The sequence below is a fragment of the Marinococcus salis genome, from assembly GCF_054971365.1.
The window spans coordinates 164,204-187,665 of the sequence record NZ_JBQOJB010000002.1 but is presented as its reverse complement, the minus strand read 5'-3'; the positions used below and the strand labels follow the sequence as shown (position 1 = coordinate 187,665).

The following is a 23,462-nucleotide window of genomic DNA, read 5'->3' as shown; positions in this document are numbered from 1 at the left end:
ATATACCAAAACAGCCTAAAAGGAGGGCGGCATGCAGCTAAACAACGCCGTTTTAGAAAACCAGCCTCCGTCCGGGGCAATTGTGATGGCATGGGGGATCTTTCTGCTAGGTCCCTTTGTCGCTTTTTCTCCGTTGAACAGCTGGGCTGGCGTCATGTTAACTGCGGTAACGGCGCTTCTGTGGGTCTATATTTTCGTTTCCACCGTTTACACGTGGGCGAGCCCGCGTACTGATAAACTTGCGAATATAGGAGATGTTCCGTTTTTTGGTATTGGCACGTGGGTGGCCGGGAGCTCTGTGCTTGCCCAGCTGCTTCTGGAATATTCCTCGTGGGCTATGGTGCCTGTGTATGGTTTGTCCGCGATCAGCACAGTGGTCTGGGGCGTCTACATCGGGGCGGCGGCAAAGAAACTGGGCGCCCTTGTCCGGGACCGTGAAAAGAGAAAGCAGGCACACGGTGTGCTGCTGTTAACGACGGTCAGCACCCAGTCGCTCATTCTGTTGTATTTGAAAATGTTTCCGGCTTCCTTTCCAATGGGGGTCGGGGCAGGACTGTTAGGGATTGGCCTTCTTTTCTACATCGCGAGCCTCCCGCTGATTCTGCAGCGCTTCTGGAAACACTGGGCCAATACCAACTGTATGATCCACGGAGCCCTGTCCATCTCCGGTGCTGCCGCTATCAAGCTGGCGGTCTTTCCGTCCGGGCTTTTGGCCGGGTTCTGGGTCCTTACTGCGGCAGCATTTATTTTCATTGAGAGCCTGGAGATATTCCGCGCCGCAAAAAGAATTGGACACGAAGGACCTATAGCTGGTTTAGGCGTTTATGCGGTAACGCAGTGGTCCCGGAATTTTACGTTCGGCATGTTTTATGTTTTTACGAAAAACCTTTCTCTTCCTGAAGCAGCGAGTTTTTTAGCCCCTGTTAAAAATGGAATCCTTACGGCTGGGCCGTGGGTGCTGCTGGTGTTACTGGTAGTGGAGGGAATGCTGTATATTAAAAATAACATCATAGCAGCAAAGACTGAGGCTTAGGTTGAAACAAAGCCAGGGCCTCCGGGAAATCTTTCCGGAGGCCCTGGCTTTACTTTCATGGCGTGCGTGATGTCTTTGTCGACGAGCCGCCAGTTCACCGGGCAGCTGGTTAAAAATCCGATCGCCAGGTGCCTCATTGGCTGGTGAAGATAACGCTAGACTGCCACATCGGCATGTCGCTGTGCCCTTTATCGGCTGCGGAGGTCTAGGGACGTCTGCAATAATGATCGCTGTAGAAATAAATGCGGCTGTCAGAAAAACAACCGCAATAAATTTATTTCGCTTTGAAGAGATATCATTGGGAAGTCGCTGCCTCCCACTTGGACTCCCAGCGCTGTTTTAATTCCGGAAGGGCAGACACGCAGGTGATAATCCATTCCCTTTCGCGAAACTCCTGCAGAGCGGTAAACAGATCATCTACATTTGTAAAAACATCCTCTGGAGGCGTCCAGCCATGTTGTTTCAAATCCGTCCGGGTCCCGGCGATCACTTCCCTTTCTTGGGAAAGTTTGACAAAAGTAAAATACTGCATCGGTTCGCTCCTTTCAATAAAACAAAAGTTTAACTATAGGTTACCTGTGTGCTTGGATCGAAATAGAACAGTACATAACGGTGTTCGGCCTTCAGGCTGCCAGTAACAAACACGTCCTGCAAGGAATGCTGGAAGGATGGTTTCTCGTTTTCCCATGCCTGCTGGATAGCTGTCCGCTCCGCGTCAGCCCGGTACCTTTCCACCAAACGCGGATGGTGCTCAGAGGCCATGGCTTGCTCGAACGGGGTCACGATATTTTTTTGCCGGGCGAGCAGAACATGCTCGTCGATCCACCCCCACGCTTGCGACTCGTTCATGCCGTGGCTTTCAGGTGTAGGCAGGGGAGAGGCCCCCGGCCGCGCTCCGCCGGCAAAGCTTAAAGCAGGAGAAGTAAGCGAACAGGCACCCTCTTCAACCAGCAGCAAGCAGGAGGAATGGGAAAAATTCCAGTCCAAATACATTTGTCTGGAAGTGAACTTTAGTTCTGCCTGCACAATCTCCTCCAGGGACGGCCGTAAGTAGCGGAAGGCGGTCGTCCGGCATTTCTCGACAGAGTTGTGTTGGTCCTGTGCCAGCAGGGATTCTTCCATAGGAGCTAAAAACCCTTGCAGACAAATAGCGAGATAAGGGGGCGAGAGAATGACTTCGACGGATTGGGGTCCCTTACAAAAATTTTGTTGAAGCAGTTTGCCTATTTTCCCGACAGTGTTCGTCGTTACGGGACGTTCTTTTTCCAATTATGATCACTCCAATTTCTATTCTATTGATTAAAAGCCTAAAAAAAGCCAGAAAGACCCAAGGGGCTTTCTGGCTTATCACTAGCTTTTTGCGGGCTGGTGATTTTACCAACTGATTTATTAAAGCGCCAACATCCCAATAGAACTGGTAACGCCGTTCTGTCTAAAAACGACGATGTTCAAGCGAAAGATGCTTTTACGCTTACTTCTTTTATATATATTATTATCGTTAAAAAACATGAATAAACATGAATTATAAAGAAAAAGGAAAAAAAGGACTCCAGGCCCAGAAACAGGAAGAAAAAACAGGGAAGGTTACATGGTTGAGAAGAAAACAAGAAAATAAAAAGAAAAGCTTGTTTCTTCAAAGAAAAGCTTATGGAGGGAGATCAGCGTTATTATATAGTGGCCTTGTATTTGAAAAGTGCTTAAAAGTCTTCTCAAAATAATTGAATATATTTTTCTTTTTCATCAATTCAAACTAGAACTAAAGTAAGGGTTCGTTCGTACCTCGGAAGGGTAAGAAAAAAGTGGGGAGGCTTATTGATAAAGGGAGTGATTGTTCCGCTGTAGGGAATTCAGCAGCAGAGGTTAATATGCTTTCTCATCGGTATATGCCAGCTCATCCTATAATAAACCCCGGAGATACATACCTTATGAATGAAGAGGAGGGTCCATATGAAGACAGAAGACAAGCAAAAAGAACTTGCCGTCTTTACCGGCCGGCTATTGCGGGATTCATTCGGTAAAGGACCTGAAGCGGCTTACGTAACGATCGGTGACAGCCACGTGCTGGTGTTTCTTAAAGGGTTTATGAGCCCGATCGAGCAGCAGCTCCTCGAAGACCAGGGTAAGGAAGCCGTGCACACCCTGCGGGAAAGTATGATGAAAAAAATTGTCCCTGAGGTGCGGGAGTATGCGGAAGAATTGACCGGGTCTTCGCTGAATGAATTTTTCTACGACTGGGATATGGAAAGCCGTACCGGAGTATTAGTCGGGCTAAAGCCTGAAGCTTACCAGCAGTCACAGAAAGCCTCTGAGGCCTTGCAGCAGAAATACCGGCACAAAGAAAAAATTGAGCAGACAATCCGGGACATTAGCGAAACGGCGGAGCGGGTTCCGGATTATATCACTTCGGTGCGGGCTGATAAAAGGACCATCCTTATCGTGCGGACGGGGATTTTGGTTTCCATTGAACAGAAATTCATTGACCTGGGTTATGAACGTACCTTGCGCATTGCCAAGCGGGAGCTGGAAAAAGAGATGTTTTACAAACAGGATCTGTTTGCAGATATTCTAGGGGTCGACGTCCGTGATATTTTTGTGGACTGGAATTTTGACAAAGATAAAAGCACCGTGGTTTTAGTGACCGATCCGGTTGAGTAGCATCCGGGCGTTCAGTTCGGCCAGCCGTTATCGGTCAAGGTGGCTGAAGGAAATCAGGTTTTTTTGATGCTGAAAGGGAATAAGAAAAAGTATTGTTTTTAATAAAATAAATACGGTCCAGGTTGTAATTAATAGATCGAATGCTATTAATAAGCCGGAAGGTCACTTAAGACGCTTCTGGTTTATTTTTGTATTAGCGCCCATTGCAAAAGTGAGTAGAAAAGGAGGAAAAGCATGCCGTATTGGTTCTACCGGTTACTGCCAGGTCCGGTAAAACGTCTGCAAAGCATGTCGAAGCGCCAGCGCTGGCATGAAATCCGGTCCAGCCTGTGGGTCGTGCCGGCCCTCTATATCGTCCTGGCCGCGCTGCTAGCGGTCGTATCGTATTGGATAGAATTTGGCCTGAAGCCGGGATGGCAGCTTCTGGCTGCCTTCACCACGGAGTACCAGCTGACCGAAACGATGTACAGTACCATGCTGTCAGGGATCTTAACCCTTAATGCGTTTACCTTTAACTCGATGCTCATGGTACTTACAAACGTGTCAAATCAGTTCACGCCACGCGTGATGCTGAATTTTATTTCGAACCGGAAAACGCAGCACGCAATCGGAGTGTTTAACGTCTGTTTCTTTTACCTTCTGATTGTCTTTTTCTTTCTGGACGGGTCGATGAGTCAGTATACAATATTCCCAATTACTGCAGTGCTGATGACCGGGTTTTCGGTTTTGAACTTTGTCTTATTTATCAATCACGCGGTGAAGTGGATGCAGGCGCCGAGCATTGTCAACGACATGAAGCGGCAATCCCAAAAACGCATTTTGCACACGCTGCATGAGGATCTCGAATCTCACCGGGCCGACCACCCCGAACGAATTACGCATCCAAACCACTCCCCTCTGGATCAGGAGCATGCGCGCACCATCACCTCCGAAATGACGGGGTATGTGCAGATTATCGATTTTGGCCAGCTGATCCAGCAGGCGAAACAGGACGGCGTCATCGTTCAACTGCGTGCAAGCGTAGGGGATTTTGTGCTCCCCGGATTTGTCCTGCTGGATTACTGGAAATTGGCCGATGAAGGGTCGACGGTCGTAAATGAACAAAAATACCGGGAGCTTTTGTTTATGGGCGACCGGAAAACCGAAGTCCAGGACCTGGGCTACGGGGTGCGGAAGCTGAAAGATATCGCCATCAAGGCGATGGCCAACGATGAACCCGGCACCTTCGAAGACACGCTGCATCAAATGGTGGATCTGTTGCGTTCGATTGCGGATGTAACTTCTTTTACCTCTTATTTGACTGACGAGGAAGGGACGCTCCGGCTCATCATGAAAGAAGAAGCTTTCGAGGATTATCTGTATGCCGCCTTTGGGCATATCGGTGTATACGTCAAGAAAGATCCTGTGCTGACAAATATGCTGCTACGAGCGATTGTCATTCTTAGTGGAGCGCTGCCTGAGCGAGAAAAAGCGACATGCTGGCATTTTGGCCAGGTGGTGGCGCAGTCGTTTGCCGATACGTTTGCCCATGCCACCGAACAGCTTGAATTTTATACGTCGTTGGAAACTCTTTCAGTGGAAGCGCGGGATCCGGACACCTTTTACCAATTGATTGAAGAATTTATCCGCAACGGGCTTCTAGACGCTAAATACGGCCGTTTTGATTAGAGTCGCCCGTTCATTACTACTGGAAAAACAGAGAGGAGAATAACATGAATAATCAAGTGTATGACACGATTATTGTCGGCGGGGGACTGGCCGGGTTGGCAGCTGCCCGGGAGCTGGGCTGGCAGGGTTATTCGGTGCTGCTGCTGGAAGCGAGAGATCGATGGGGCGGACGGGCTTGGTCGGATGAACGCCTGGGGCAGAAAATTGAAATGGGCGGCACATGGTTTCACTGGATACAGCCTCACATATGGACAGAAGTCATGCGTTACCAGCTAGCGGTCACTCATACGCCTCCGCCGGGTACCGCGTATTGGATTGCTAGAAACCAGCGAAACAAAGGCGCCACTGCCTCCCTCATGAAGATGATGGATCAGGGGATGGCAGCGTTGGAGAAAGAAGCAGAAGAAGTCTTCCCCCATCCTTTCCAGCCGCTCACCGGAGGGAGGCTCTCATCGATCGACCATCTTTCCATTGATGAGCGGTTGAAGGAATTACCGTTGACTCACGAGGCATACGACCTTATGCATAGCCTTTGGTCTTTGACTTTTCACGGTTCTCCGGAACAAGGCGGGCTGGCCCAGGCCTTGCGATGGCTAGCCCTTTCCCGGTGGGATTGGAAAACGATGCTGGAGTTATTTGCCGCCTATCAATTAAAGCAAGGCACCGAGACGCTCCTAAATCACATGGCGGAAGATGTGCGCGGCGATAAGCGACGGGGCGTTCAAGTGACAAGCGTGGAAGAACAAGCTCAGGCCTACAGTGTCCAAACCCAGCGTGGAGAGACCTTCGAAGGAACGTCAGTCATGATCACTCTTCCGCTGCAGCTATTATCCAGCGTGTCGATTTCACCGCCATTGTCTAGAACAAAAGAGCTCGCCATCAGGGAAGGACAAACGTCGAAGGGCATCAAGGTATGGGCGCGAGTGAGAGGGTGGGACGAACGATCGATCGCGCTTGCCCCCGCTCATTATCCCTTGAACTATGTCCAGTATGAAGGGAACGTGGGCGAGGACCAGCTGCTTGTCGGTTTTGGTCCGGAAGCCAGTCGGTTGAATGGAGAAGACGACAGGGAGGTCGAACAAGCACTGGCGCATTGGGAACCGGGCGTACAGGTGATGGAAAGCACGGCGCATAACTGGGTGCAGGATCCGTGGAGTAAGCAGACATGGACAATGTACCAGAAGCATCAATTAACTGAATTTCATCGCGCCCTCCAGGAACCGGAAAGAGGCCTGTTTTTAGCTGGTTCGGGCTATGCGGACGGATGGGCAGGCTTTATGGACGGAGCTATAGAGAGTGGTATTACCCGGGCACGCCGAGTCGCAGAGTACCTGCAAAGCCAGTGCGAATAGCGCCTCCCCTCGCTGGGTCTAAACCAACATTTCTGGAAGCGAATTGACAGATGCCAGTTTAGACGCTTTAGCAGGTAATTGGGGGCTGTAGTGGTCCTTCTCTCAGAATCAACCGGACAGAAAATCATCTGTATTTTGGCTTCTTATGCTCTTCTTCGGCAGCTACAATGCTTTGATTGCCTACTTGTTGATACGCGGAGAAGAAAAAAAGGATCAAAGAAATGGGCGTCTACTTTGCGGTCCTCGCGATCCATTTTGTGACTGACGAGCATTCCCTGCGGGACGCCCACGATGCCGCCTGCGACCTGTACGCCCGCTGGGTGTTAGCGATAGGCATTCTGGTGGGCGGCCTGTCGGGGAGAATTTATCGTTTTCCATCCATGGACCATCACGGTGTGGTTCTCCTTTTTAATAAAAAGCGTGCTGCTCAATGTCTTAAAAGAAGAACGGCCGGGAGAGCGGCAAAGCAGTTTCGGGGCATTTGTCGGCGGGGCAGCGCTGTATACGCTATTGCTTGGACTATAAGAGGGGCGAGTGATACGGGCCAGTACCTCCCGTACCACGGTACGTTAATATAAACCTTTTGACAGGAATAAACTGAAACAATCTCTTATCCAAAAAACGAAAACACCGCTTCCAGCCTGCACGGAATGCGGTGTTTCTTTGCTCTTAACCTCCGGCGATCCACATAAAAACGTAATGCTTGGGGGGGTTCTTTATGCATTTATTTGCTGCTTTTGTAATCAGTCCTTGCCCTGGCCTCTATGCCAGGATGGAACCAGTTTTGCGGGAACGCCCAGAGTCATCACGGCAATGCCAGCCATTATCAATAAAAAGCCGAGAAAGAAATGGATCGTCAATGCTTCACCAAGCAGCAGCCAGCCAAGAACAGCTCCGGCCAGGGGCTGAAAAAAGTAAAACAATGACCCAACACCGGCTTCCATCAGCTGCATGCCTTTATTCCAAAGAAAGAAACCGCCTGCGGTCGAAACGATGCCCAGGTATAATACGCCGGAGAAAACCATTATATTAGGGACGGCCAGACCGGCGGCCTGAAGCTCCCATCCTGCAAAAGGGATCGTTAAAAGCATTCCGAAAAAGATGCCGTAGGCAGTAATTTCAACAGAGGAAAATTTAGCCGACGCCCGTTTTACATAAACCGACAGAAGAGCCCAGGAAATAGCTGCCATCACCAGAATCAGGCTCCCGAGCAAATACGCTCCCATGCCGGCATTCCATTCAATGATGATGACCACGCCAGCGCTTGCTAAAAGCAGGGCAACCAGCTTTTGGACAGTGATGGCTTCTTTCAAAATGATTCTGGCGAACAGCACGAGAAAGACCGGCGTCGTCGCTGTCAGAAGCGATGCTGTGTGCGCGTCTGCCAGATCGACTCCGATAAACTGAAACGAAATGGTCACCAGGTACCCGATAAAGCCGATCCAGCCAAGCAGCAGCCAGCCGCTTCTTGTTTTGGCTGGGCGGGGTATGCGGCTCCACCGCAGAATGGCAAACAGCACCGTACAGCCAATGAGATAGCGAATCACCATCAGGCTGAACGGAGGAATATAGTCCAATACGTATTTACTCGCAACAAACATGCCTCCCCAAATGCCTGCAGCGAGGGATAAACATAGTGCGCCGAGCAGTGTTTGATTCATCTTGTTTCATTTCTCCTTTGAGAATTAATATAGCTGTAGAATAGAGTGAAACCATTACGGAAAGGAATATAAGCAGTTATTCACGGTCGATGACCATATTTTTCCTGAAGATTGAAGCCAAACTAAAAGGGCCATCCCTCTCCTTTGGGAGAAATGACCCGAAAACAGCTTTTGTTCTCTTTTCTTGGCCATAAAGCTATATGGTTCGATGGAGGGAATACTTATAGTAGCCCGGCGTCCCATGCAGCTTTACTAAAGGTTGCGGAGCATTTACGGGCCTCCTCTGTTTAGGCACCGGTTAAATTCTTATACCCAAAATAGCAGCCGCATACACTCGACCTGGTCTGGACCTCACATGAAAACAAGAAGTAATCCATATCCAGACCCGCAGAGTCCCGTGATCGTCGAAGCAATCATGCCTGGTTCTCTCTGGTTATTGAGGAAGCCGTCACGAGCGAAACTGAAGCATTTGTCCATTTCTCCTTCCAGCGTTCTTTCAGTTCCGGCAGCTCGGAAATGCAGGTAATGATCCATTCTTGCTCGCGGAACTCCTGCAGGGATGTGTATAATTCATCTATAGTGACAAAAGTGGCGTCGAATGACTTCGCCCCATGTTTTTTTAACTCCGGGATAGCCCCAACGATTACCTCTCTCTCCCGGGGGTATTGAATATAAGCAAAATAAGGCATAAAGATCTCCCTTTCGTTATTTATTGCTGCTAAAAATAAAAAAGCCATTCCTAAAGAAACCCCTTTAGGAATGGCTTGAAGTCTAAGCGCTTTTGTCTTAGCTTCAGGGCCGCAGCACGTTAATTATAGCTGGATATGAAAAAAGAAAGAGAACTCGTTAATACTCTATAGATAGTTATAGGACCTCCGGCAAAATAAGACAAGACGTATTTTTTTCTGTATATAGTTTTTTATTATGTACCAATAATACAGGTTATTATTAATGATAGATGCGTGATTTCATGCAAAACGCTGCCCTTGTAAAGTTTGTTTCAAGAAGGCAGGAATGTTATGTTAAAGCTAACGCGTGGCCCTCATCAACGCTAAAAATGCCCGTAACCAACAGAATTGTCCTGACGGCGGAAAACATTGGAGACGGTAGAGCTCACGATGACCTGCCCCGATAATGCTGTTGCTTGTTTGAATAATTTTGAACGCGGAAATCTGCAATGACACCAGGCAAACAGACCGTGGAAAATGTAAGTGGTCCAGGAGACTGCTTGCTTATTTTGGTGCATTTTAAGGATGGACGATCGGTACCTATGGATACAACGGAATACCGACAGGCAAAGTCGTCAGACAATTAGTGCTGAGGAATAAGCCGCAGGGATATTTCTCTCTGGGGTTTTTTGTGTTTTCAACTCCGCAGAGAAAAAATGCTGCGCGTTTCCCGAAGAAATAGCGGGAAAGGAGGCATGAGCGGAACGTCAAACACATAAAAATCAACGGATGAATGAGGAAAGTCGTTCTCCTGGGACGCTTCAACTGAATTGTCCAAAGGAGCCAGACTATGGAAGAGATACGAACCGAACACGGGGAAATTGCCGGCTACATCGGAAAACTTATACGGGACAATTTTGGAAAGGGGCCGACGTCCGTGTATGTTACCCTTGAGCATCCGTTTCTGGTCATTCACCTGCGGGATTTTTTGGCACCGATGGAAGCCATTCTGATAAACCAGGGCGAACACAAACGGGTGGAGGAAACAAGAGACTTATTGTTTGAACAGCTCCAGACGGAGATGCGCGCCCAGCTGGAAGTGATAGCTAAAATTAATATCCAGGAGATGTATTTTGACTGGGATCTTAAGCAGAAGCGGGGCGTCATTCTTAGTGTCATGTCGGAAGACACTTCGGAATGCGAGGCTCAGTGGCCGGCGCATTTAAACTACCAAAGGTTCAAAAATAAAGTGATTGAGTTGAGCGAAAGGGGCCAGAAGGTACCGGCCTCGACGGAATCGTTCTGGCTGAATGACCGTACGATTGTGATCAAACGGACCGGGGTCTTCGTGGAAATCGAAAAAGAGCTGATTCAGGCGGGGTACACAAACGAGCTCAAGGAAGTGAAGAAACCCCTAGAACTGAGGTTGATTCACCGGGCAAGCTTGGAGTCCCTGATTGATGGCAATATTACCGAAACCTTTGTTTCCTGGCATTTCACCGGAGATAAAGGGTACGCTGTGCTCATTATGCAGCCGAAAAAGTAATTTCCTGATAAAACAGGGTGAAAAAAAGCGCCTTCCGGCTTAGCCGGGGGCGCTTTTTGATGAAGCCTGAGCGCTTGTTTCTGTTATTATCGTTGAAACAAAATCCGTTTCCCGGATCAGAACAAGGCCCGTTTTTCTGGGGCGAAGTGGCACTTCATACGGGACAGAGCCAATTCATCGGCTGCCAATGGAGGAAGTGAGACCGTCTGCACATGTGCTTGGGCATCCTGTACTTCCCAGGGTGTATGGTGAATGCCTATTTCGACCAAACCGTTTTTTACAGGAGACCAGGCATAATACCGTTCAAGCAGCCAGTGATCCAGCGTCCCTTCCAGCGGGCAGTAAGCGTCAGACGATGCCCGGTAGGTGCCTTCAAAATAAAAAGCTTCTTTCCTCCGGCGTCTGCTGGTGCAGTGGAAGGCCTCAGTTTCTTTATGCATACGCATAGAAGCATAATAGTACGGAAGCGATGCCAGCCGCGCTCCCAGAACATTTAACAGCTTGTCGGCATCTAAGCTGAAAAAGAAAATGCCGGGGGTGCTGCCTCGCCGGACATACGTACGCACGTTCAGCTCCAAATACTTATGCAGGTAAGGAAAAGAGGGAAGGCTTCTTATGTGCATGTCGGTTACCTGAAATGGCAGGACCGTTATCCAGGCCTCGCCGTCAAAGGTATCCAGTTCAAGTCCTGGGGGAAGATACTGCTCAACTTTCCCTGCGCGCACCGGACAATGCAGAAACAGCATGTCGCTCCACCGCTGGCTCATCACCCACGGCCCGCGTGGAAGGCTTGTGCGCCGGTGGGCCGTAGTATTTAAAATGTCCTCATACATCAAACCCCTCCTTGTTAATGCGGCACGTGAAATATATGTAGTATGTGCTATTCACGATCCATCTGGATTGAAAACATACAGGGTATCAAAGACCGCCCGCCGGTTTATTTCCCTTATGTCAGTGCAGGGGCGCCGTGACAGACGTTTAAAGCCAGGAAAGTCTGGGAACGTATAAGTTAGACCCATGCGAATGAAGCATTATTAAAAAAAGTGTTTACGAAAACGAACGATATAACTCTGGCAGTAATTAGAGGAGAAATGCCTGCTAATAAGCCGGGAAAGGGAACGCGCCCTTTTTCGGCTTATTTTTTATGATATATATTATTTATTGAACCAAGGAGGTAAGAACATGTCTCCACCGAACGATCAGGAGAATAATATAAAGAAGCCGGAAGACGAGTCTTCGGAGGGCGCTGCTGAGCATGCCACAGAGCCGTCGCTCATTGTCGGCCTTGTTCCGGCGCCGGGAGCCGCTTCCGAAACGATTGATGTGCTGTACCCGGAGCTTGCCGAACTGTTTTCGCAAGAGGTAGATGATGAGTACGCCTGGGACATTAAGGTGGTAGTGGACTCATTAACGGGCTCTGCCGAGGAAGCGGCCGCTATTCTCGAAGAGGCCCAAACGCTTAAGGACCGGCGTGGCTGGGATTATGTGATTTGCCTGACGGATCTACCGCTGTTCCGGGACGAGGATTTTCTCGTTGCCGAGGCCAACGTGGAGCGCGGGATTGCCCAGCTGTCGATCCCGACGCTCGGTGCGCTTCCAATCATGCGCCGGGTACGCGAATCGCTGCTTCAATTAACGAGCGAAATGCATCACGGCAGCTCCGACGAAGCCCGGGACCGCCAGGAAGAAAAACAGTCTTCCATGGGCAGTTCAAGAGGGAAATATGTACGAAATACCGGGGCCCGGCAGCTGCTCGGGGACAGTTTGATTGAACGGATCGCCCCGGTGTACCGCATTCGCCCGGATGAAAGCAATGACACGTCTGATACACGGTACGTAGCCCGTCCGAACATTAACGGGTATTCCCGGGTGGTCACGGGAATGGCGCGTGCGAACAACCCGGTAAAGGTGTTTACGGCCTTTAAGAGTGTAATCGCCATCGCCTTTGCCACCGGCGCCTATGCGCTAATATTTCCTACTCTCTGGCAGCTCGGGGCAGCATACGGGCCGGGACGCTCCATCACCTTAATGGTCGTAGCTTTAACCTCGTTAACCGTCTGGATGCTTCTCGCTCACGGGCTCCTCGAAAGACCTTCGACAAACCGGTCCAGAAGCATCAGGCGGTTGTATAATTCAGCAACGGTGCTGACGATCGGGTTCGGGGTGATATGCTACTACTGTATCCTGTTTCTGCTGTTTTTCCTGGCCGTGTTTTTGTTTATTCCAACGTCGATGCTGCAGTCCAACTTAGGCGTAGGGCAAAATGTCGAATTTCCGTACTACCTGTCGCTTGCCTGGCTCGCAGCGTCGCTTGCAACCTGTATCGGGGCGCTTGGGGCCGGGCTGGAAAACGAGGAGACGGTGCTTACCGGCACCTACGGCCACCGGCAGCTGGAGCGGAAAAAACAGGTGCAGCGGGAACGGGAAGAAGAAAGAAAGCAGGAACAAAACCGGGAACGTTAAATGGAGAAGAAGCTGCCAGCTCAGCCGGCAGCTTCTTCGTTCACGTAGCGGATGTATTTGGTGAGCGTGAGCATCGACTGCAGGCCGAGCCGGTCCATCAGTGCTTCCGGCGACACGCCGCTTTCGAGCTCTCGCACGATGTAGCTGTTGCGGAAATGGGTGGCGGAAATCGCCCGTTCAATCCCGGCGCGCTTGCGTTCCTCGCGGATCATTTTCTGGATCGCAACCTCGGTTAAATTTTTCGGCTGGTCGTTTTCATAGCTCCAGCGGTACGTCTGGCGCTGAAAGTCAAATGCGACAAACAGCGGCTCGCCGTCAAAGGATGGGCGCACGGCCTGCGGGATCACGTCGAGGTAATAGTACAGCTGCTTCTGCAGCTCCTTCGTCAGCTGGAGCGTCCGCGGGTTGCCCTCGGTAATGTCAAGCTCGCCGCGGGTCAGGTGCAGGTGTTCGATCCGGATGGAGGCGAGCTCGTGCATGCGGAGCCCGTAGTCGTAAAACAGCTTTAAAATCACAATGTTTCGCGGAGCGAGCATCGGGCGCACGGCCTGCTGCTTGTCGGACAGCCCGGAGTCGGACTCGAGCGTATCCATGAGCTGCTTCATTTCCTTCGGGGTGATCAGCTCCTCCTCCTGTAGCACGTTCCAGACGCTGTCGTCGACCGGAAGCTCCGCCATCGGGTTGGAGGCAATCCGCTGCGTGTCGCGCAGAAAGCGGAAGTAGCGGACGAGCACGGTCTGGATGCGTTTGAGCGTCCGGAGCTGGTAGTGGCGCTCCTCGACGAGAATATGAAAATAGGTGGTAATATCGCCAGGGGTGACAGCTGCTTCTTCACCGTCGAGCACCACATCGATGAACCGGTGAAAGTCGGCCAGGTCGTATTCGTAGCGCTTCAGCGTACTCGGTTTGCGCCCCCGGGACTGCAGGAAGGAAAGAAAGGCCTGCATGCCGTCCGGAAGCAGCTCGGGTTGCAAATTCATCATCATTCCTCCTGCTTCGTATGTCGTTTAAGCATCGCGGCTTGTTTGTTTGGCACTTAACCCATATTATAGTATGTAGAGGACAGGAAAAACAGGAGGATCTAAACTATTGCAGGATTTTGAGAACCAACAGGTAGACAAAGAACGGGTTGTACTAATTGCGGTGCACAAGGATGATACCGATGAGGCGACGTTTGAAGCGTCCCTCACCGAGCTTGAACAGCTGGTGGAGACGGCGGGCGGCACGGTTACGGCTGTGCTGACGCAGAGCAGGCGTTCGCTCGATTCGAAAACGTACGTCGGGAAAGGCAAGCTCGAGGAAGCGGTGGCGACCGCCGAAGAGCAGGGAGCGGACCTTTTGATCTTTAACGATGAGCTCTCGCCCGGCCAGATTTCCACAATTACGAACCAGACCGGTTTGTACATCATTGACCGCACCCAGCTGATACTTGATATTTTCGCCGGCCGTGCGGCATCAAATGAAGGGAAAATGCAGGTGGAGCTTGCGCAGCTGAACTACATGCTGCCGCGCCTCCGCGGGCAGGGCGAATCGCTGTCCCGGCTCGGCGGCGGAATCGGCACACGCGGCCCCGGGGAAACGAAGCTTGAAACCGACCGGCGCCATATCCAGAAGCGGATGGACGATATCCGCAGAAAGCTCAAGCAGGTCAAAAACCGGCGCAACCAATACCGCGAACGGCGCAAGGAAAAGAACGTGCTGCAGTTTGCACTCGTCGGCTACACGAACGCCGGCAAATCCACGATTTTAAACGCGCTCACCGAAGCGGACACGCTCGAGGAAAACGCGCTGTTTGCGACACTCGATCCGCTCACGCGCCGGGTGGAGCTGCCGTCAGGCCTCGAGGTGCTTGTGACCGACACGGTCGGGTTCATTCAGGACCTGCCGACCGCGCTGATTGCGGCGTTTCAGGCGACGCTTGAAGAAGTGAAGGAAGCAGACGTGCTGATCCATGTGATGGACGGCTCGCACCCGCGGGCGGCCGAGCAGGCGGCTACAGTACGCGGACTGTTAAAGGAGCTTGAAGCAAGCCATATTCCGGCGCTCACGGTCGTAAACAAGCGCGACGCCGTTGAAGACGAGCCGGTCGTAGCGGCGGACAAGCCCTCGATTTCCATCTCGGCCCGGAAGAACGAAGACGTGGAGCGTTTGCGGGAATCGATGGAAAGCTTGCTGCTTGAGCAGCTTCAGCCGTACCAGGTGGAAATTCCGCTCGCCGACGGGCACGTAATGCAGCGGTTCAAGCATGAAACGATCGTGCGCGAGGAAACGCTCGATGAAGAAAACGAAAGCTGGATACTTTCCGGGTATGTGCAGAGCGACCAGGCCATCCACCGGGAAATCAAGCAGTATGCTAAAGGAGATGCCGGGGCCCGATGACACGTGAGATGATGGAACAAAAGCAGCTGCAGCAGGCCGAGCGCCGGATTGCGCCGCAGCTTGAAGCAATTGCGGAACGGGAGCTTGTGAACCAGCAGCGGGTGCTCGACATTTTCCGGAAGCATAACGTGTCGGCGTTTCATTTCCAGCACTCTACCGGCTACGGCTACGATGACACCGGGCGCGAGGTGCTCGACCGGGTGTATGCCGATGTGTTCGGTACCGGGGCGGCCATCGTGCGCCAGCAGTTTATTTCCGGAACACACGCGATCAGCACGGCGCTGTTTGCGGCGCTACGTCCCGGCGGACGGCTGTTGTATGCCACCGGCACGCCGTACGACACGCTGAAGACGGTCATAGGCCTCGACGGCAGCGAAGCAGGGACGATGAACGAATGGGGCATCGGCTGCGACGTGGTGCCGCTCGCCGGCGGCTCTGTAGATATGGGTGCCGTGCACGAGGCGGTCACGCTGGACACGCAGGTGATTGCGTTTCAGCGCTCGCGCGGCTACGACGACCGTCCCTCGATCGGCCTGGAGGAAATGAAGGAGTACATGGCGGAGCTGAAACAGGCGTACCCGGACATCGTGCTGTTTGTGGACAACTGCTATGGGGAGTTCGTGGAGACCTCTGAGCCGGGCCACATCGGCGCGGATTTGATGGCGGGCTCGCTCATTAAAAACCCGGGCGGCGGCATTACCCGCACCGGCGGCTATATTGCCGGGCGGAGCGACCTGGTTGAAAAGGCGGGGGCAAGCTTTGCCGCGCCCGGCATCGGCCTCGAAGGCGGAGCGACGCTCGGCATGCTCCAGGAGATGTTTCAGGGACTGTTTCTCGCGCCGCATGTCGTCGCGGAAGCCCACAAGGGAGCAGTACTGACCGCGGCGCTGATGGAGGAGGCCGGCCTGCAGGCCTCACCGGCCTCCGGGGAGGAGCGGACCGATTTGATCCAGTCCGTGCAGTTTGGCGACCGGGACAAAATGATCCGGTTCTGCCAGGCGGTGCAGCAGTATTCCCCGGTCGACTCCGGCGTCACGCCGCAGCCGAGCGCGATGCCCGGCTACAGCGATGAGGTGATCATGGCCGCCGGCGCGTTCATCCAGGGCTCAAGCATCGAGCTTTCCGCCGACGGGCCGATCCGCCCGCCGTATACGGCCTTCGTGCAGGGCGGATTAACGTATGCGCACGTGAAAATTGCCGTTAGCGAAGCGTTAAAAACGATCCAATAAGCGACAGACGGGCAGGTCCTCCGAAAGAGGGCCTGCTTTTTCTGTACATTTACCTGGAAATAAGTGAAAATAGAAAAGAAACAATAAGTTCTGAAAATTTTGATGTAAAAATAGCTTACATGAACTTGACGGAAAAGCTTACATCATGTAGGATATACTTAGTTTCAATGAAAGGGGGCGTAACGCATGAATGATCATGTACGCCGGAATACCCCTTTATTTCCGATTGGGATCGTCCAGAAGCTGACGGAACTCACCCCAAGGCAGATTCGCTATTACGAAGAACACGGCCTGGTGTTTCCGACACGGACCGAAGGCAACCAGCGGTTGTTTTCCTTCCGCGACGTGGATCGTCTGCTTGAAATCAAAGCGATGATGGAGCGGGGCGTGAACCTTTCAGGCATCAAGGAAATCTATGAGTTAAAAACGTATTCCGAGGAACCAAAGCAGCCCTCGGCACCAAGAAGTCATGATATGACCGATCGCGAACTGCGCAAGCACCTCCGCAAGGAAGTGATGATGGCAGGCAAATATTCGCGTCCGTCCATGATTCAGGGACAGCTGTCGCGGTTTTTCGACTAACAGCAGGATTAACTTTTTCCCGGCTGCGGCCGGGGGAAAGATCTAATAATTCACTATTCCAGTTTTAGAGAGGAGTCACAATTAACATGGCAAACACGAGAAAAGACATTTTAAAGTTTGCAGAAGAGGAAAACGTTAAGTTTATCCGTCTTCAGTTTACTGACTTGCAAGGAATTATTAAAAACGTGGAAATTCCGGTGGACCAGCTGGATAAAGCATTGGACAACCTGATGATGTTCGACGGTTCTTCCATCGAAGGCTTTGTGCGTATTGAAGAATCCGATATGTACCTCTATCCGGACCTTGACACATGGATTGTTTTCCCATGGACCCCGGAAAAAGGCAAAGTCGCACGTTTAATTTGTGACATATATGAGCCGGGCAAGCCTGGCCAGGATCCAACACCATTTGAGGGCGACCCTCGCGGTATTTTGAAGCGTGTACTTAAAGAAGCAGAGAAATTAGGCTTCACCGACTTCAATATTGGACCGGAGCCTGAATTCTTCCTTTTCAAAAACGATGAAAAAGGCGAGCCGACCACAACCCTGAACGATAAGGGCGGTTACTTTGACCTTGCGCCGACCGACCTCGGCGAAAACTGTCGCCGCGATATCGTGCTTGAGCTTGAAGACATGGGATTTGAAATCGAAGCTTCCCACCACGAAGTGGCGCCGGGACAGCACGAAATCGACTTCAAATACGCCGATGCCATCACGGCCTGCGATAACATCCAGACGTTCAAGCTCGTGGTTAAAACGATCGCGCGTAAGCACGGCCTGCACGCCACCTTTATGCCAAAGCCATTGTTCGGCGTAAACGGCTCCGGTATGCACTGCAACATGTCCCTGTTCAAAGGCAAAGAGAACGCGTTCTACGACAAGAAGACCGATTCCCAGCTGAGCACAACGGCTATGCAGTTCTTAGCAGGTACTCTTGAGCACGCGAAGGCGTTCACGGCGCTGACGAACCCGATCGTCAACTCCTACAAGCGTCTTGTGCCAGGCTACGAAGCACCAGTATACGTGGCGTGGTCCCTGCGTAACCGCAGCCCGCTCGTGCGTATCCCGTCCTCCCGCGGCATGAGCACGCGTATCGAAACGCGCAGCCCGGACCCGGCAGCGAACCCGTACCTTGCGATTGCAGCAATGCTCGCAGCCGGCCTGGACGGCGTCAAGCGGAAGCTCGAGGCTCCAGAGCCGACAGACCGCAACATCTATGTGATGGAAAAAGCAGAACGCGAAGAGCTCGGCATCGAGGACCTTCCGGCAGACCTGAACGAAGCGCTTCAGCACCTGCTGAACGACGAAGTTCTCGTCAACGCCATTGGCCCACACGCCATCGAGCACTTCGCCGAAGCAAAAGAAATCGAGTGGGACATGTTCCGCAGCCAGGTTCACCCTTGGGAAAGAGAGCAATTCCTCTCCACGTACTAAAATCGATAAAACCCTTCAGCCGCAATGGCTGGAGGGTTTTTGTTTTTATCTTATATTTTCATTTTATAAAATGTCTCTAATTACAAGACGTAAAGAACTTGAACAAAATATAACTCAAGAAATTGAAAAAATATAAGATGGAATTCTACCAGCCCACTGGAGGACATTGAACGACGGCACCACGCTGTGATTTGATGTCTTCCTTTTTTGTTAAGAGGTATTTATGAAAAAGAAACGGCAGGAGAAGAAGCAGCAACTGACGGAGGGAGAAATTAAACGTGCCTCAGTTGATTGAAGGGGGATGCAGATGCTTATTGGTAACCTTATGCTTCTCTAATGTTGCAGGTTTGCTAACAATTATTTCCATTATCAATAACAAAGAGACAGAATCCCCGTTGATACGGTACGATGACATCGACCAAAACACCATCGAGAAAGGATTCTGCCTCATGTCTACCGTATCATATTCCTCCTGCATCGCCAACGCCTTTGATCAATGGAACCTCCGGTTCTTTATGTCCGCCCCAGCTGCCCGGCATATGCAGAAGCTGCTGGAAGGCTGGACCCGGGAGCACCGTAACGGGAGCGTGAAGGCCCTGCAGGAAGCTGCGAATCATCACGCCCACCATTCATCGGTGACCCGGTTTTTTCGCACGTCCCGGGTGGATGACCATGCCCTGGAGCGTAAGCTCCAGCGCTCGGTACTGCAGCACATCCGGCGGCAGGCTTCCTCCACCAACCCGGTGCTGATCGCCATCGATGATACCGTCGTTCCCAAATCGAAACCTTCGTCACAGGCGCACCACCCGATGGACGACGGCGGATACCATTTTGATCATCAGACCGGGACGACCGTTTACGGGCATCAATGGCTCACCATCATGGCAGGCACGAACAAGCGCCTGTATCCTTATCATATCGAACGGTATGAGAAAGAACACGGACCCAGTAAAATCGATCTGGCCCTTCAGCAGCTTCGTATTATCGACGTGGGCGATCGTCCCGTGTATGTCCTGGCTGACAGCTGGTACGCATCGGAAAAACTGATCCGTACTGTCCGGGACCGGGGCTGGCATTTTATCGGTGCCATCAAAAGCAACCGCGTGCTCGACACGGCCCCCATGCCGTTACCAGCCAGAGACTGGGCCCAACGGGCCCGGCAGGTGGAAGATCTGGACCTTGTGACCGTCCGGAGCACCACGTATGAAATGGTCCGGTTTCAGGGTCGGTTGAAAGGTGGCCTCTCGGGCGTAGTCGTTGGTTCCCGGGCTTCTGCTTCCCACGAAGCGTACCGGTTTTTCTTTTCCACCGACCCCTCGATGACCGCGGCGGACGTCTTATCCTGGTATCAGCACCGGTGGGCGATTGAAACCTTTTTCCAGGAAGCCAAGGGCAAGCTGTCGATGGGCGGATACCGGTTGCGGAGCGCCCCGGCCATCCGACGCTACCTGCTTCTCCTCCAAACCGCCTGGCTGCTGCTTGCGTGGGCATTTGCGGGCACCATCAGTGAAGCCTTTCATGCCAGTCACCAGGATCACCGACGGCGAGAGATTGCGGATATTTATCAGCGCGCCCGTGCGGGCGCCACCCTGGAAAGTGTGTATGACGCTTACCGTGTGGCCTGACCCGCAAAGCCATCGGTTGGATGATATTGTCGATGATTTCCAATATTTAAATCCATGACCAACATTTGTTTTCAAAACTGCAACATTAGAGATGCTTTTATGGTCATCCTTTTTTATAAATTAATGTAAAAAAATAGAAGGAAATCTTCTAAAATTGACGAAAGGTAAACTTATAGAATGGCAAGACTATTATCTTAGGGGGGATTAAAATGACAGAAAAAATTCAAGTAGGAGATACGTACCGCGATAGGGACAGTGGAAAGGTATATGAGGTAACGAGGTTTAACGGCAACTCTGTAGTGCTCACAAAAGAAGAAACGTCATTAGCTGTGATCCCAATCATGGAAGAAGGAGTTCATTTACCAGGCTTTGTAAAGATATAAGTCACTATTATAATTGTAACGCTTTGGAGAACTTTTTATGCGTTGAGGAAATTCTCCATAAAACATAAAATTAGCAAAGAATTTATAAGTCTTAGTGTGCCCATTGTTTTTTACATGACTTTCATCCCAAATACGCATTTAGACGTTTGCTTCCCCTGTATAAAGAGGTAGAGAAGGATACATAAAAAAATAAGGGATGATAAAAAATGAATAAAGCACATTTGATTACGGAGAAAATGGCGCTGGAGGAAGAGTACGATAAAGGTGAGGTTCCGCACGATGAATACACCGAGCGTGTGGAGGAGCTGCAGCAACAGCTGGAGAAGCCGAACTTTGTAAAATAAATGTAATTATGAAAAGTTAGAATACTATGGTAGTGTGTAAGCAGAAGGTGATAAAATGAGCAACTTTGCTTACATTAAACGCGGAAAAACCAATGAAATTCTCATTGGAGCGTACAAGGAAATCGTCAATGCGTATTACGGAGAAGATATTTACTCGTTTGATACCGAAGAGGAATTATTTCACAGCATTCAAACGTACCGTCAAAAAGAATATATCATCACCCGCCTGAGCGAATTACCCATCATCGACGCGATGTGGCAAAAGGCAGGAGGCGCCCGCTGCGAAACCGAGTAGCGGGTTTTTTTGTGTTCAATTGCAGGAAGGTCGTATGAAGCAGCTATAAAAAAGTTCACCTTACATAATAATTTTTCATCCCCCGAAATGAACCTTCCAGACAATATACAACATGGGGAAGACGAAAAATAAACGTTTTCTCTGAAATTTATAAAGAGGTGAAAAGCGTGAGTAAGCATCAGGAACTGCGGGCCATCATGAAGAAAATGAGCGGCCAGGACCACATCATTACGGTGCCGCGTATCTTTATCGAATATTTGGACGGCGATCTAAACACGGCGCTCGTTTTAAATCAGCTCGTGTTTTACGCCGATAAAACGAAGCGTACCGACGGCTTCTTTTATAAAAGCTACGGGGAATGGGAAGAAGAAACTGGATTAACCCGGCGCAAAATCAAAGGGTCGATCGATAAACTGGTCAACAAGGAGCTGGTCACCACCAAGCTGAAAAAAGCTAACGGGGCACCAACGCTGCACTATGCGCTGGATTACGACAAAATGCTTGCTTCCATTACGGCAAAATGTGCAAATCCATCCGAACAGCCTGTCACTAACCCGGATTCGGACAAAGTGTCGGATTCCATAACAGATGATTTGCAGTTGAATTCCACAAATGAATTAAACAGTAGTCGACAGGCCTTCGTCAGCGTTGTTCCGTTTTACGAAGAGAATTTTAGCGGAATAATGACAGCCTATCACCGGGAGCGGCTGGATGATTGGTGTGAGGCGCTTTCCCCGGAGATTGTGCTTCGGGCCTTAGAGATCACCATTCTTCAGGGCGGACGCAGCCTGAAATACGCTGAGCAGATCCTGAATGATTGGCAGCGGTTCAACTGCCAAACGCTTGATGATGTAGAGAACTACGAAAAAACGAAAAAACAGCAGAAGGAGGCACGCCGACATGGAAGAAGCAGCCAAAGGCATCCAGAAGGTACTCGCCAGTCTCGAAAAGAAATCAGCCGAAATGAAAAGCAATCCACTCTCGGCCGCGGATGGTACCGGCCGGGAAGCTGATTACCAGTGTCTGGCATGCAAAGACCAGACCGGCTGGCTGGAAAAGGTGGAGGGAGTGGAGAAATGGGTCATCTGCCCGTGTATTCGCGAGCGACGGACGCAGCGGCTGCTCCAGTTCAGTGAAATTACCGAAAGCTTCCGGAATGTCACCTTCGGGCAGTTTCAGACCGACAACGTGGATCCGCAGGTAGCGAGTATGAAAGAAGCCGCGCTCGCCTATTACAGTACTTACCAAGAGCTCCGGAAGCAGCGGGAGAACAGCATGCTGATCATGGGGGTTCCGGGCTGCGGTAAAACGCATATTTTGACGGCACTCAGCAACAACCTGATGCAGCGTAAAAAGCTCGAGGAGGAGGGCGGACAGCAGCAGGGCGTATCCGTCCAGTATTTTCCTTACGTTGAAGGGTTTAACGACCTGCGGGACGACTTTAATCTGCTGGAGCGGAAAATGGAGCGCATGAAAAAGGCGGATGTGCTGTTTATCGATGATTTGTTCAAGCCGGTGAAGCAGTGGACGAAAGACGGGCACGAGCGGGTGCCGCGGGCGACGGCCTGGCAGATCGAGCAGATGTACGCCGTGATTAATCACCGGTATCTGAATCACCTGCCGATTCTCGTTTCCACGGAGCTGATCATGGAAGAGCTCGTGGAGGTGGATGACGCGCTCGCGTCCCGAATCGTGCAGATGTGTAAATCCTTCCTGGTGACGATCACCGGGCCGAAGAATGACTTAAACTACCGACTCAAAGGAGTGTATTAAATGGTGCCAGCATGCGGGGTAGTAATGCAGGGAAGAAGATTGAACGAAGCGGAAGAACAGCTGCGAAAGGAGCGGGTGCGGAGAAACATGGAGCGCTTTAAAGAAGCGGAACGGAAATTTGAAAGGCAGAAACTGGCGATGGAAGCATAATTTATAGGTGAACTGATAAAAACGTATGTTAAATCTTTTTATTATTTTAGCAAACAGAATGTAAAATTATTTATTTCTGGGAGGCAGAATAACGACGGGAATCATCATTTGAAACATCTTTAACCTTCCTTTCATTATGTTCTTATGAAAAAGGAATTGCCGTTTTTTACGGTTCTAAAACTCGTGTTTCTCAGAAATTTAAATAAGCGAAGAAATAAATCGA

The 23,462-nt window shown here is 50.9% G+C and carries 25 protein-coding genes; 19 read left to right on the top strand and 6 right to left on the bottom strand.

The genetic code is table 11. The features are described 5' to 3' along the window. The first annotated feature begins 31 nt into the window (after window positions 1-31). Window positions 32-1,033: a TDT family transporter gene (locus tag ACTTK6_RS02770; protein WP_462832585.1), complete on the top strand. Its 1,002-nt coding sequence runs from the start codon at window positions 32-34 to the stop codon at window positions 1,031-1,033. Between the two features lie 295 nt (window positions 1,034-1,328). On the opposite strand, the gene ACTTK6_RS02765 is transcribed toward ACTTK6_RS02770, so the two are convergent. Both ACTTK6_RS02765 and ACTTK6_RS02760 read right to left on the bottom strand, forming a co-directional pair. Then, complete coding sequence (locus ACTTK6_RS02765) at window positions 1,329-1,565, bottom strand: hypothetical protein (RefSeq protein WP_462832584.1); 237 nt, start codon at window positions 1,563-1,565, stop codon at window positions 1,329-1,331. A gap of 29 nt (window positions 1,566-1,594) precedes the next feature. After that, entirely contained in the window at window positions 1,595-2,302 is a 708-nt protein-coding gene (locus ACTTK6_RS02760) for a Na-translocating system protein MpsC family protein (protein WP_462832583.1), read from the bottom strand. Between the two features lie 248 nt (window positions 2,303-2,550). Here ACTTK6_RS02760 and ACTTK6_RS02755 point away from each other — a divergent pair, with 248 nt between their 5' ends. The 5 genes from ACTTK6_RS02755 to ACTTK6_RS02735 all read left to right on the top strand — a co-directional run bounded on the left by ACTTK6_RS02755 (window position 2,551) and on the right by ACTTK6_RS02735 (window position 7,286). Continuing rightward, window positions 2,551-2,751 carry a hypothetical protein gene (locus ACTTK6_RS02755; protein ID WP_462832582.1) on the top strand — a complete coding sequence of 67 codons (201 nt, stop codon included), beginning with the start codon at window positions 2,551-2,553 and terminating at the stop codon, window positions 2,749-2,751. A 229-nt stretch (window positions 2,752-2,980) separates the two neighbouring features. Then, window positions 2,981-3,688, top strand: a complete 708-nt coding sequence (locus ACTTK6_RS02750; RefSeq protein WP_462832581.1) for a Na-translocating system protein MpsC family protein — start codon at window positions 2,981-2,983, stop codon at window positions 3,686-3,688. A 234-nt stretch (window positions 3,689-3,922) separates the two neighbouring features. Further along, the gene (locus ACTTK6_RS02745) at window positions 3,923-5,356 is read left to right on the top strand and encodes a DUF2254 domain-containing protein (protein WP_462832580.1); all 1,434 of its coding nucleotides are present in this window, start codon (window positions 3,923-3,925) and stop codon (window positions 5,354-5,356) included. A gap of 44 nt (window positions 5,357-5,400) precedes the next feature. Then, entirely contained in the window at window positions 5,401-6,708 is a 1,308-nt protein-coding gene (locus ACTTK6_RS02740) for a flavin monoamine oxidase family protein (protein ID WP_462832579.1), read from the top strand. Window positions 6,709-6,929: 221 nt separating this feature from the next. Beyond that, on the top strand, window positions 6,930-7,286 hold the full coding sequence (locus ACTTK6_RS02735; RefSeq protein ID WP_462832578.1) for a hypothetical protein: 357 nt from the start codon (window positions 6,930-6,932) through the stop codon (window positions 7,284-7,286). Window positions 7,287-7,451: 165 nt separating this feature from the next. On the opposite strand, the gene ACTTK6_RS02730 is transcribed toward ACTTK6_RS02735, so the two are convergent. Further along, window positions 7,452-8,369 (bottom strand): DMT family transporter, encoded by a 918-nt coding sequence (locus ACTTK6_RS02730; RefSeq protein ID WP_462832577.1) that lies wholly within the window; start codon window positions 8,367-8,369, stop codon window positions 7,452-7,454. 413 nt (window positions 8,370-8,782) lie between these two features. Beyond that, on the bottom strand, window positions 8,783-9,106 hold the full coding sequence (locus tag ACTTK6_RS02725) for a hypothetical protein (RefSeq protein WP_462832576.1): 324 nt from the start codon (window positions 9,104-9,106) through the stop codon (window positions 8,783-8,785). 781 nt (window positions 9,107-9,887) lie between these two features. Here ACTTK6_RS02725 and ACTTK6_RS02720 point away from each other — a divergent pair. Further along, window positions 9,888-10,583 carry a Na-translocating system protein MpsC family protein gene (locus ACTTK6_RS02720; RefSeq protein ID WP_462832575.1) on the top strand — a complete coding sequence of 232 codons (696 nt, stop codon included), beginning with the start codon at window positions 9,888-9,890 and terminating at the stop codon, window positions 10,581-10,583. 116 nt (window positions 10,584-10,699) lie between these two features. Here the strand turns inward: ACTTK6_RS02720 and ACTTK6_RS02715 are convergent, their stop codons facing one another. Beyond that, a complete protein-coding gene (locus ACTTK6_RS02715; protein WP_462832574.1) occupies window positions 10,700-11,416 on the bottom strand; it encodes a YqjF family protein in 717 nt (238 codons plus the stop codon). A 349-nt stretch (window positions 11,417-11,765) separates the two neighbouring features. Here ACTTK6_RS02715 and ACTTK6_RS02710 point away from each other — a divergent pair, with 349 nt between their 5' ends. Beyond that, a complete protein-coding gene (locus tag ACTTK6_RS02710; RefSeq protein WP_462832573.1) occupies window positions 11,766-13,046 on the top strand; it encodes a hypothetical protein in 1,281 nt (426 codons plus the stop codon). Window positions 13,047-13,066: 20 nt separating this feature from the next. Here the strand turns inward: ACTTK6_RS02710 and ACTTK6_RS02705 are convergent, their stop codons facing one another. Continuing rightward, on the bottom strand, window positions 13,067-14,026 hold the full coding sequence (locus ACTTK6_RS02705; protein WP_462832572.1) for a tyrosine-type recombinase/integrase: 960 nt from the start codon (window positions 14,024-14,026) through the stop codon (window positions 13,067-13,069). Window positions 14,027-14,135: 109 nt separating this feature from the next. On the opposite strand from ACTTK6_RS02705, the gene hflX reads away from it, so the two are divergent. From hflX to ACTTK6_RS02650, 11 genes are all read left to right on the top strand, one after another. Further along, window positions 14,136-15,425, top strand: coding sequence for a GTPase HflX (gene hflX / locus ACTTK6_RS02700; protein ID WP_462832571.1), 1,290 nt, complete (start codon window positions 14,136-14,138; stop codon window positions 15,423-15,425). Next, complete coding sequence (locus ACTTK6_RS02695; RefSeq protein ID WP_462832570.1) at window positions 15,422-16,654, top strand: methionine gamma-lyase family protein; 1,233 nt, start codon at window positions 15,422-15,424, stop codon at window positions 16,652-16,654. The genes hflX and ACTTK6_RS02695 overlap by 4 nt, the downstream gene beginning before the upstream one ends. Before the next feature lie 186 nt (window positions 16,655-16,840). Further along, window positions 16,841-17,236 carry a MerR family transcriptional regulator gene (locus tag ACTTK6_RS02690; RefSeq protein ID WP_079476415.1) on the top strand — a complete coding sequence of 132 codons (396 nt, stop codon included), beginning with the start codon at window positions 16,841-16,843 and terminating at the stop codon, window positions 17,234-17,236. A gap of 86 nt (window positions 17,237-17,322) precedes the next feature. Further along, entirely contained in the window at window positions 17,323-18,669 is a 1,347-nt protein-coding gene (glnA, locus tag ACTTK6_RS02685) for a type I glutamate--ammonia ligase (protein ID WP_079476416.1), read from the top strand. A gap of 449 nt (window positions 18,670-19,118) precedes the next feature. Beyond that, window positions 19,119-20,294, top strand: a complete 1,176-nt coding sequence (locus tag ACTTK6_RS02680) for an IS701 family transposase (RefSeq protein WP_462832569.1) — start codon at window positions 19,119-19,121, stop codon at window positions 20,292-20,294. Window positions 20,295-20,503: 209 nt separating this feature from the next. Beyond that, window positions 20,504-20,677 (top strand): hypothetical protein, encoded by a 174-nt coding sequence (locus ACTTK6_RS02675; protein WP_158219134.1) that lies wholly within the window; start codon window positions 20,504-20,506, stop codon window positions 20,675-20,677. Between the two features lie 206 nt (window positions 20,678-20,883). After that, complete coding sequence (locus tag ACTTK6_RS02670; RefSeq protein ID WP_462832568.1) at window positions 20,884-21,021, top strand: hypothetical protein; 138 nt, start codon at window positions 20,884-20,886, stop codon at window positions 21,019-21,021. A 55-nt stretch (window positions 21,022-21,076) separates the two neighbouring features. Beyond that, window positions 21,077-21,316: a hypothetical protein gene (locus ACTTK6_RS02665; RefSeq protein WP_462832567.1), complete on the top strand. Its 240-nt coding sequence runs from the start codon at window positions 21,077-21,079 to the stop codon at window positions 21,314-21,316. A gap of 167 nt (window positions 21,317-21,483) precedes the next feature. Further along, a complete protein-coding gene (locus tag ACTTK6_RS02660) occupies window positions 21,484-22,329 on the top strand; it encodes a DnaD domain-containing protein (RefSeq protein WP_462832566.1) in 846 nt (281 codons plus the stop codon). Then, window positions 22,217-23,089 (top strand): DnaA ATPase domain-containing protein, encoded by an 873-nt coding sequence (locus ACTTK6_RS02655; protein WP_462832565.1) that lies wholly within the window; start codon window positions 22,217-22,219, stop codon window positions 23,087-23,089. Before ACTTK6_RS02660 ends, ACTTK6_RS02655 begins: the two co-directional genes overlap by 113 nt. Continuing rightward, window positions 23,090-23,239, top strand: coding sequence for a hypothetical protein (locus ACTTK6_RS02650; RefSeq protein ID WP_462832564.1), 150 nt, complete (start codon window positions 23,090-23,092; stop codon window positions 23,237-23,239). Window positions 23,240-23,462 lie beyond the last annotated feature (223 nt).

Excerpts from the sequence above, each read along its gene's own strand:
- ACTTK6_RS02770 (WP_462832585.1), top strand. The coding sequence starts at position 32 with ATGCAGCTAAACAACGCCGTTTTAGAAAACCAGCCTCCGTCCGGGGCA.
- ACTTK6_RS02765 (WP_462832584.1), bottom strand. The coding sequence starts at position 1,565 with ATGCAGTATTTTACTTTTGTCAAACTTTCCCAAGAAAGGGAAGTGATC.
- ACTTK6_RS02755 (WP_462832582.1), top strand. The coding sequence starts at position 2,551 with ATGAATTATAAAGAAAAAGGAAAAAAAGGACTCCAGGCCCAGAAACAG.
- ACTTK6_RS02750 (WP_462832581.1), top strand. The coding sequence starts at position 2,981 with ATGAAGACAGAAGACAAGCAAAAAGAACTTGCCGTCTTTACCGGCCGG.
- ACTTK6_RS02745 (WP_462832580.1), top strand. The coding sequence starts at position 3,923 with ATGCCGTATTGGTTCTACCGGTTACTGCCAGGTCCGGTAAAACGTCTG.
- ACTTK6_RS02740 (WP_462832579.1), top strand. The coding sequence starts at position 5,401 with ATGAATAATCAAGTGTATGACACGATTATTGTCGGCGGGGGACTGGCC.
- ACTTK6_RS02735 (WP_462832578.1), top strand. The coding sequence starts at position 6,930 with ATGGGCGTCTACTTTGCGGTCCTCGCGATCCATTTTGTGACTGACGAG.
- ACTTK6_RS02730 (WP_462832577.1), bottom strand. The coding sequence starts at position 8,369 with ATGAATCAAACACTGCTCGGCGCACTATGTTTATCCCTCGCTGCAGGC.
- ACTTK6_RS02725 (WP_462832576.1), bottom strand. The coding sequence starts at position 9,106 with ATGGCTTTTTTATTTTTAGCAGCAATAAATAACGAAAGGGAGATCTTT.
- ACTTK6_RS02720 (WP_462832575.1), top strand. The coding sequence starts at position 9,888 with ATGGAAGAGATACGAACCGAACACGGGGAAATTGCCGGCTACATCGGA.
- ACTTK6_RS02715 (WP_462832574.1), bottom strand. The coding sequence starts at position 11,416 with ATGTATGAGGACATTTTAAATACTACGGCCCACCGGCGCACAAGCCTT.
- ACTTK6_RS02710 (WP_462832573.1), top strand. The coding sequence starts at position 11,766 with ATGTCTCCACCGAACGATCAGGAGAATAATATAAAGAAGCCGGAAGAC.
- ACTTK6_RS02705 (WP_462832572.1), bottom strand. The coding sequence starts at position 14,026 with ATGAATTTGCAACCCGAGCTGCTTCCGGACGGCATGCAGGCCTTTCTT.
- ACTTK6_RS02695 (WP_462832570.1), top strand. The coding sequence starts at position 15,422 with ATGACACGTGAGATGATGGAACAAAAGCAGCTGCAGCAGGCCGAGCGC.
- ACTTK6_RS02690 (WP_079476415.1), top strand. The coding sequence starts at position 16,841 with ATGAATGATCATGTACGCCGGAATACCCCTTTATTTCCGATTGGGATC.
- glnA (WP_079476416.1), top strand. The coding sequence starts at position 17,323 with ATGGCAAACACGAGAAAAGACATTTTAAAGTTTGCAGAAGAGGAAAAC.
- ACTTK6_RS02680 (WP_462832569.1), top strand. The coding sequence starts at position 19,119 with ATGTCTACCGTATCATATTCCTCCTGCATCGCCAACGCCTTTGATCAA.
- ACTTK6_RS02675 (WP_158219134.1), top strand. The coding sequence starts at position 20,504 with ATGACAGAAAAAATTCAAGTAGGAGATACGTACCGCGATAGGGACAGT.
- ACTTK6_RS02670 (WP_462832568.1), top strand. The coding sequence starts at position 20,884 with ATGAATAAAGCACATTTGATTACGGAGAAAATGGCGCTGGAGGAAGAG.
- ACTTK6_RS02665 (WP_462832567.1), top strand. The coding sequence starts at position 21,077 with ATGAGCAACTTTGCTTACATTAAACGCGGAAAAACCAATGAAATTCTC.
- ACTTK6_RS02655 (WP_462832565.1), top strand. The coding sequence starts at position 22,217 with ATGGAAGAAGCAGCCAAAGGCATCCAGAAGGTACTCGCCAGTCTCGAA.
- ACTTK6_RS02650 (WP_462832564.1), top strand. The coding sequence starts at position 23,090 with ATGGTGCCAGCATGCGGGGTAGTAATGCAGGGAAGAAGATTGAACGAA.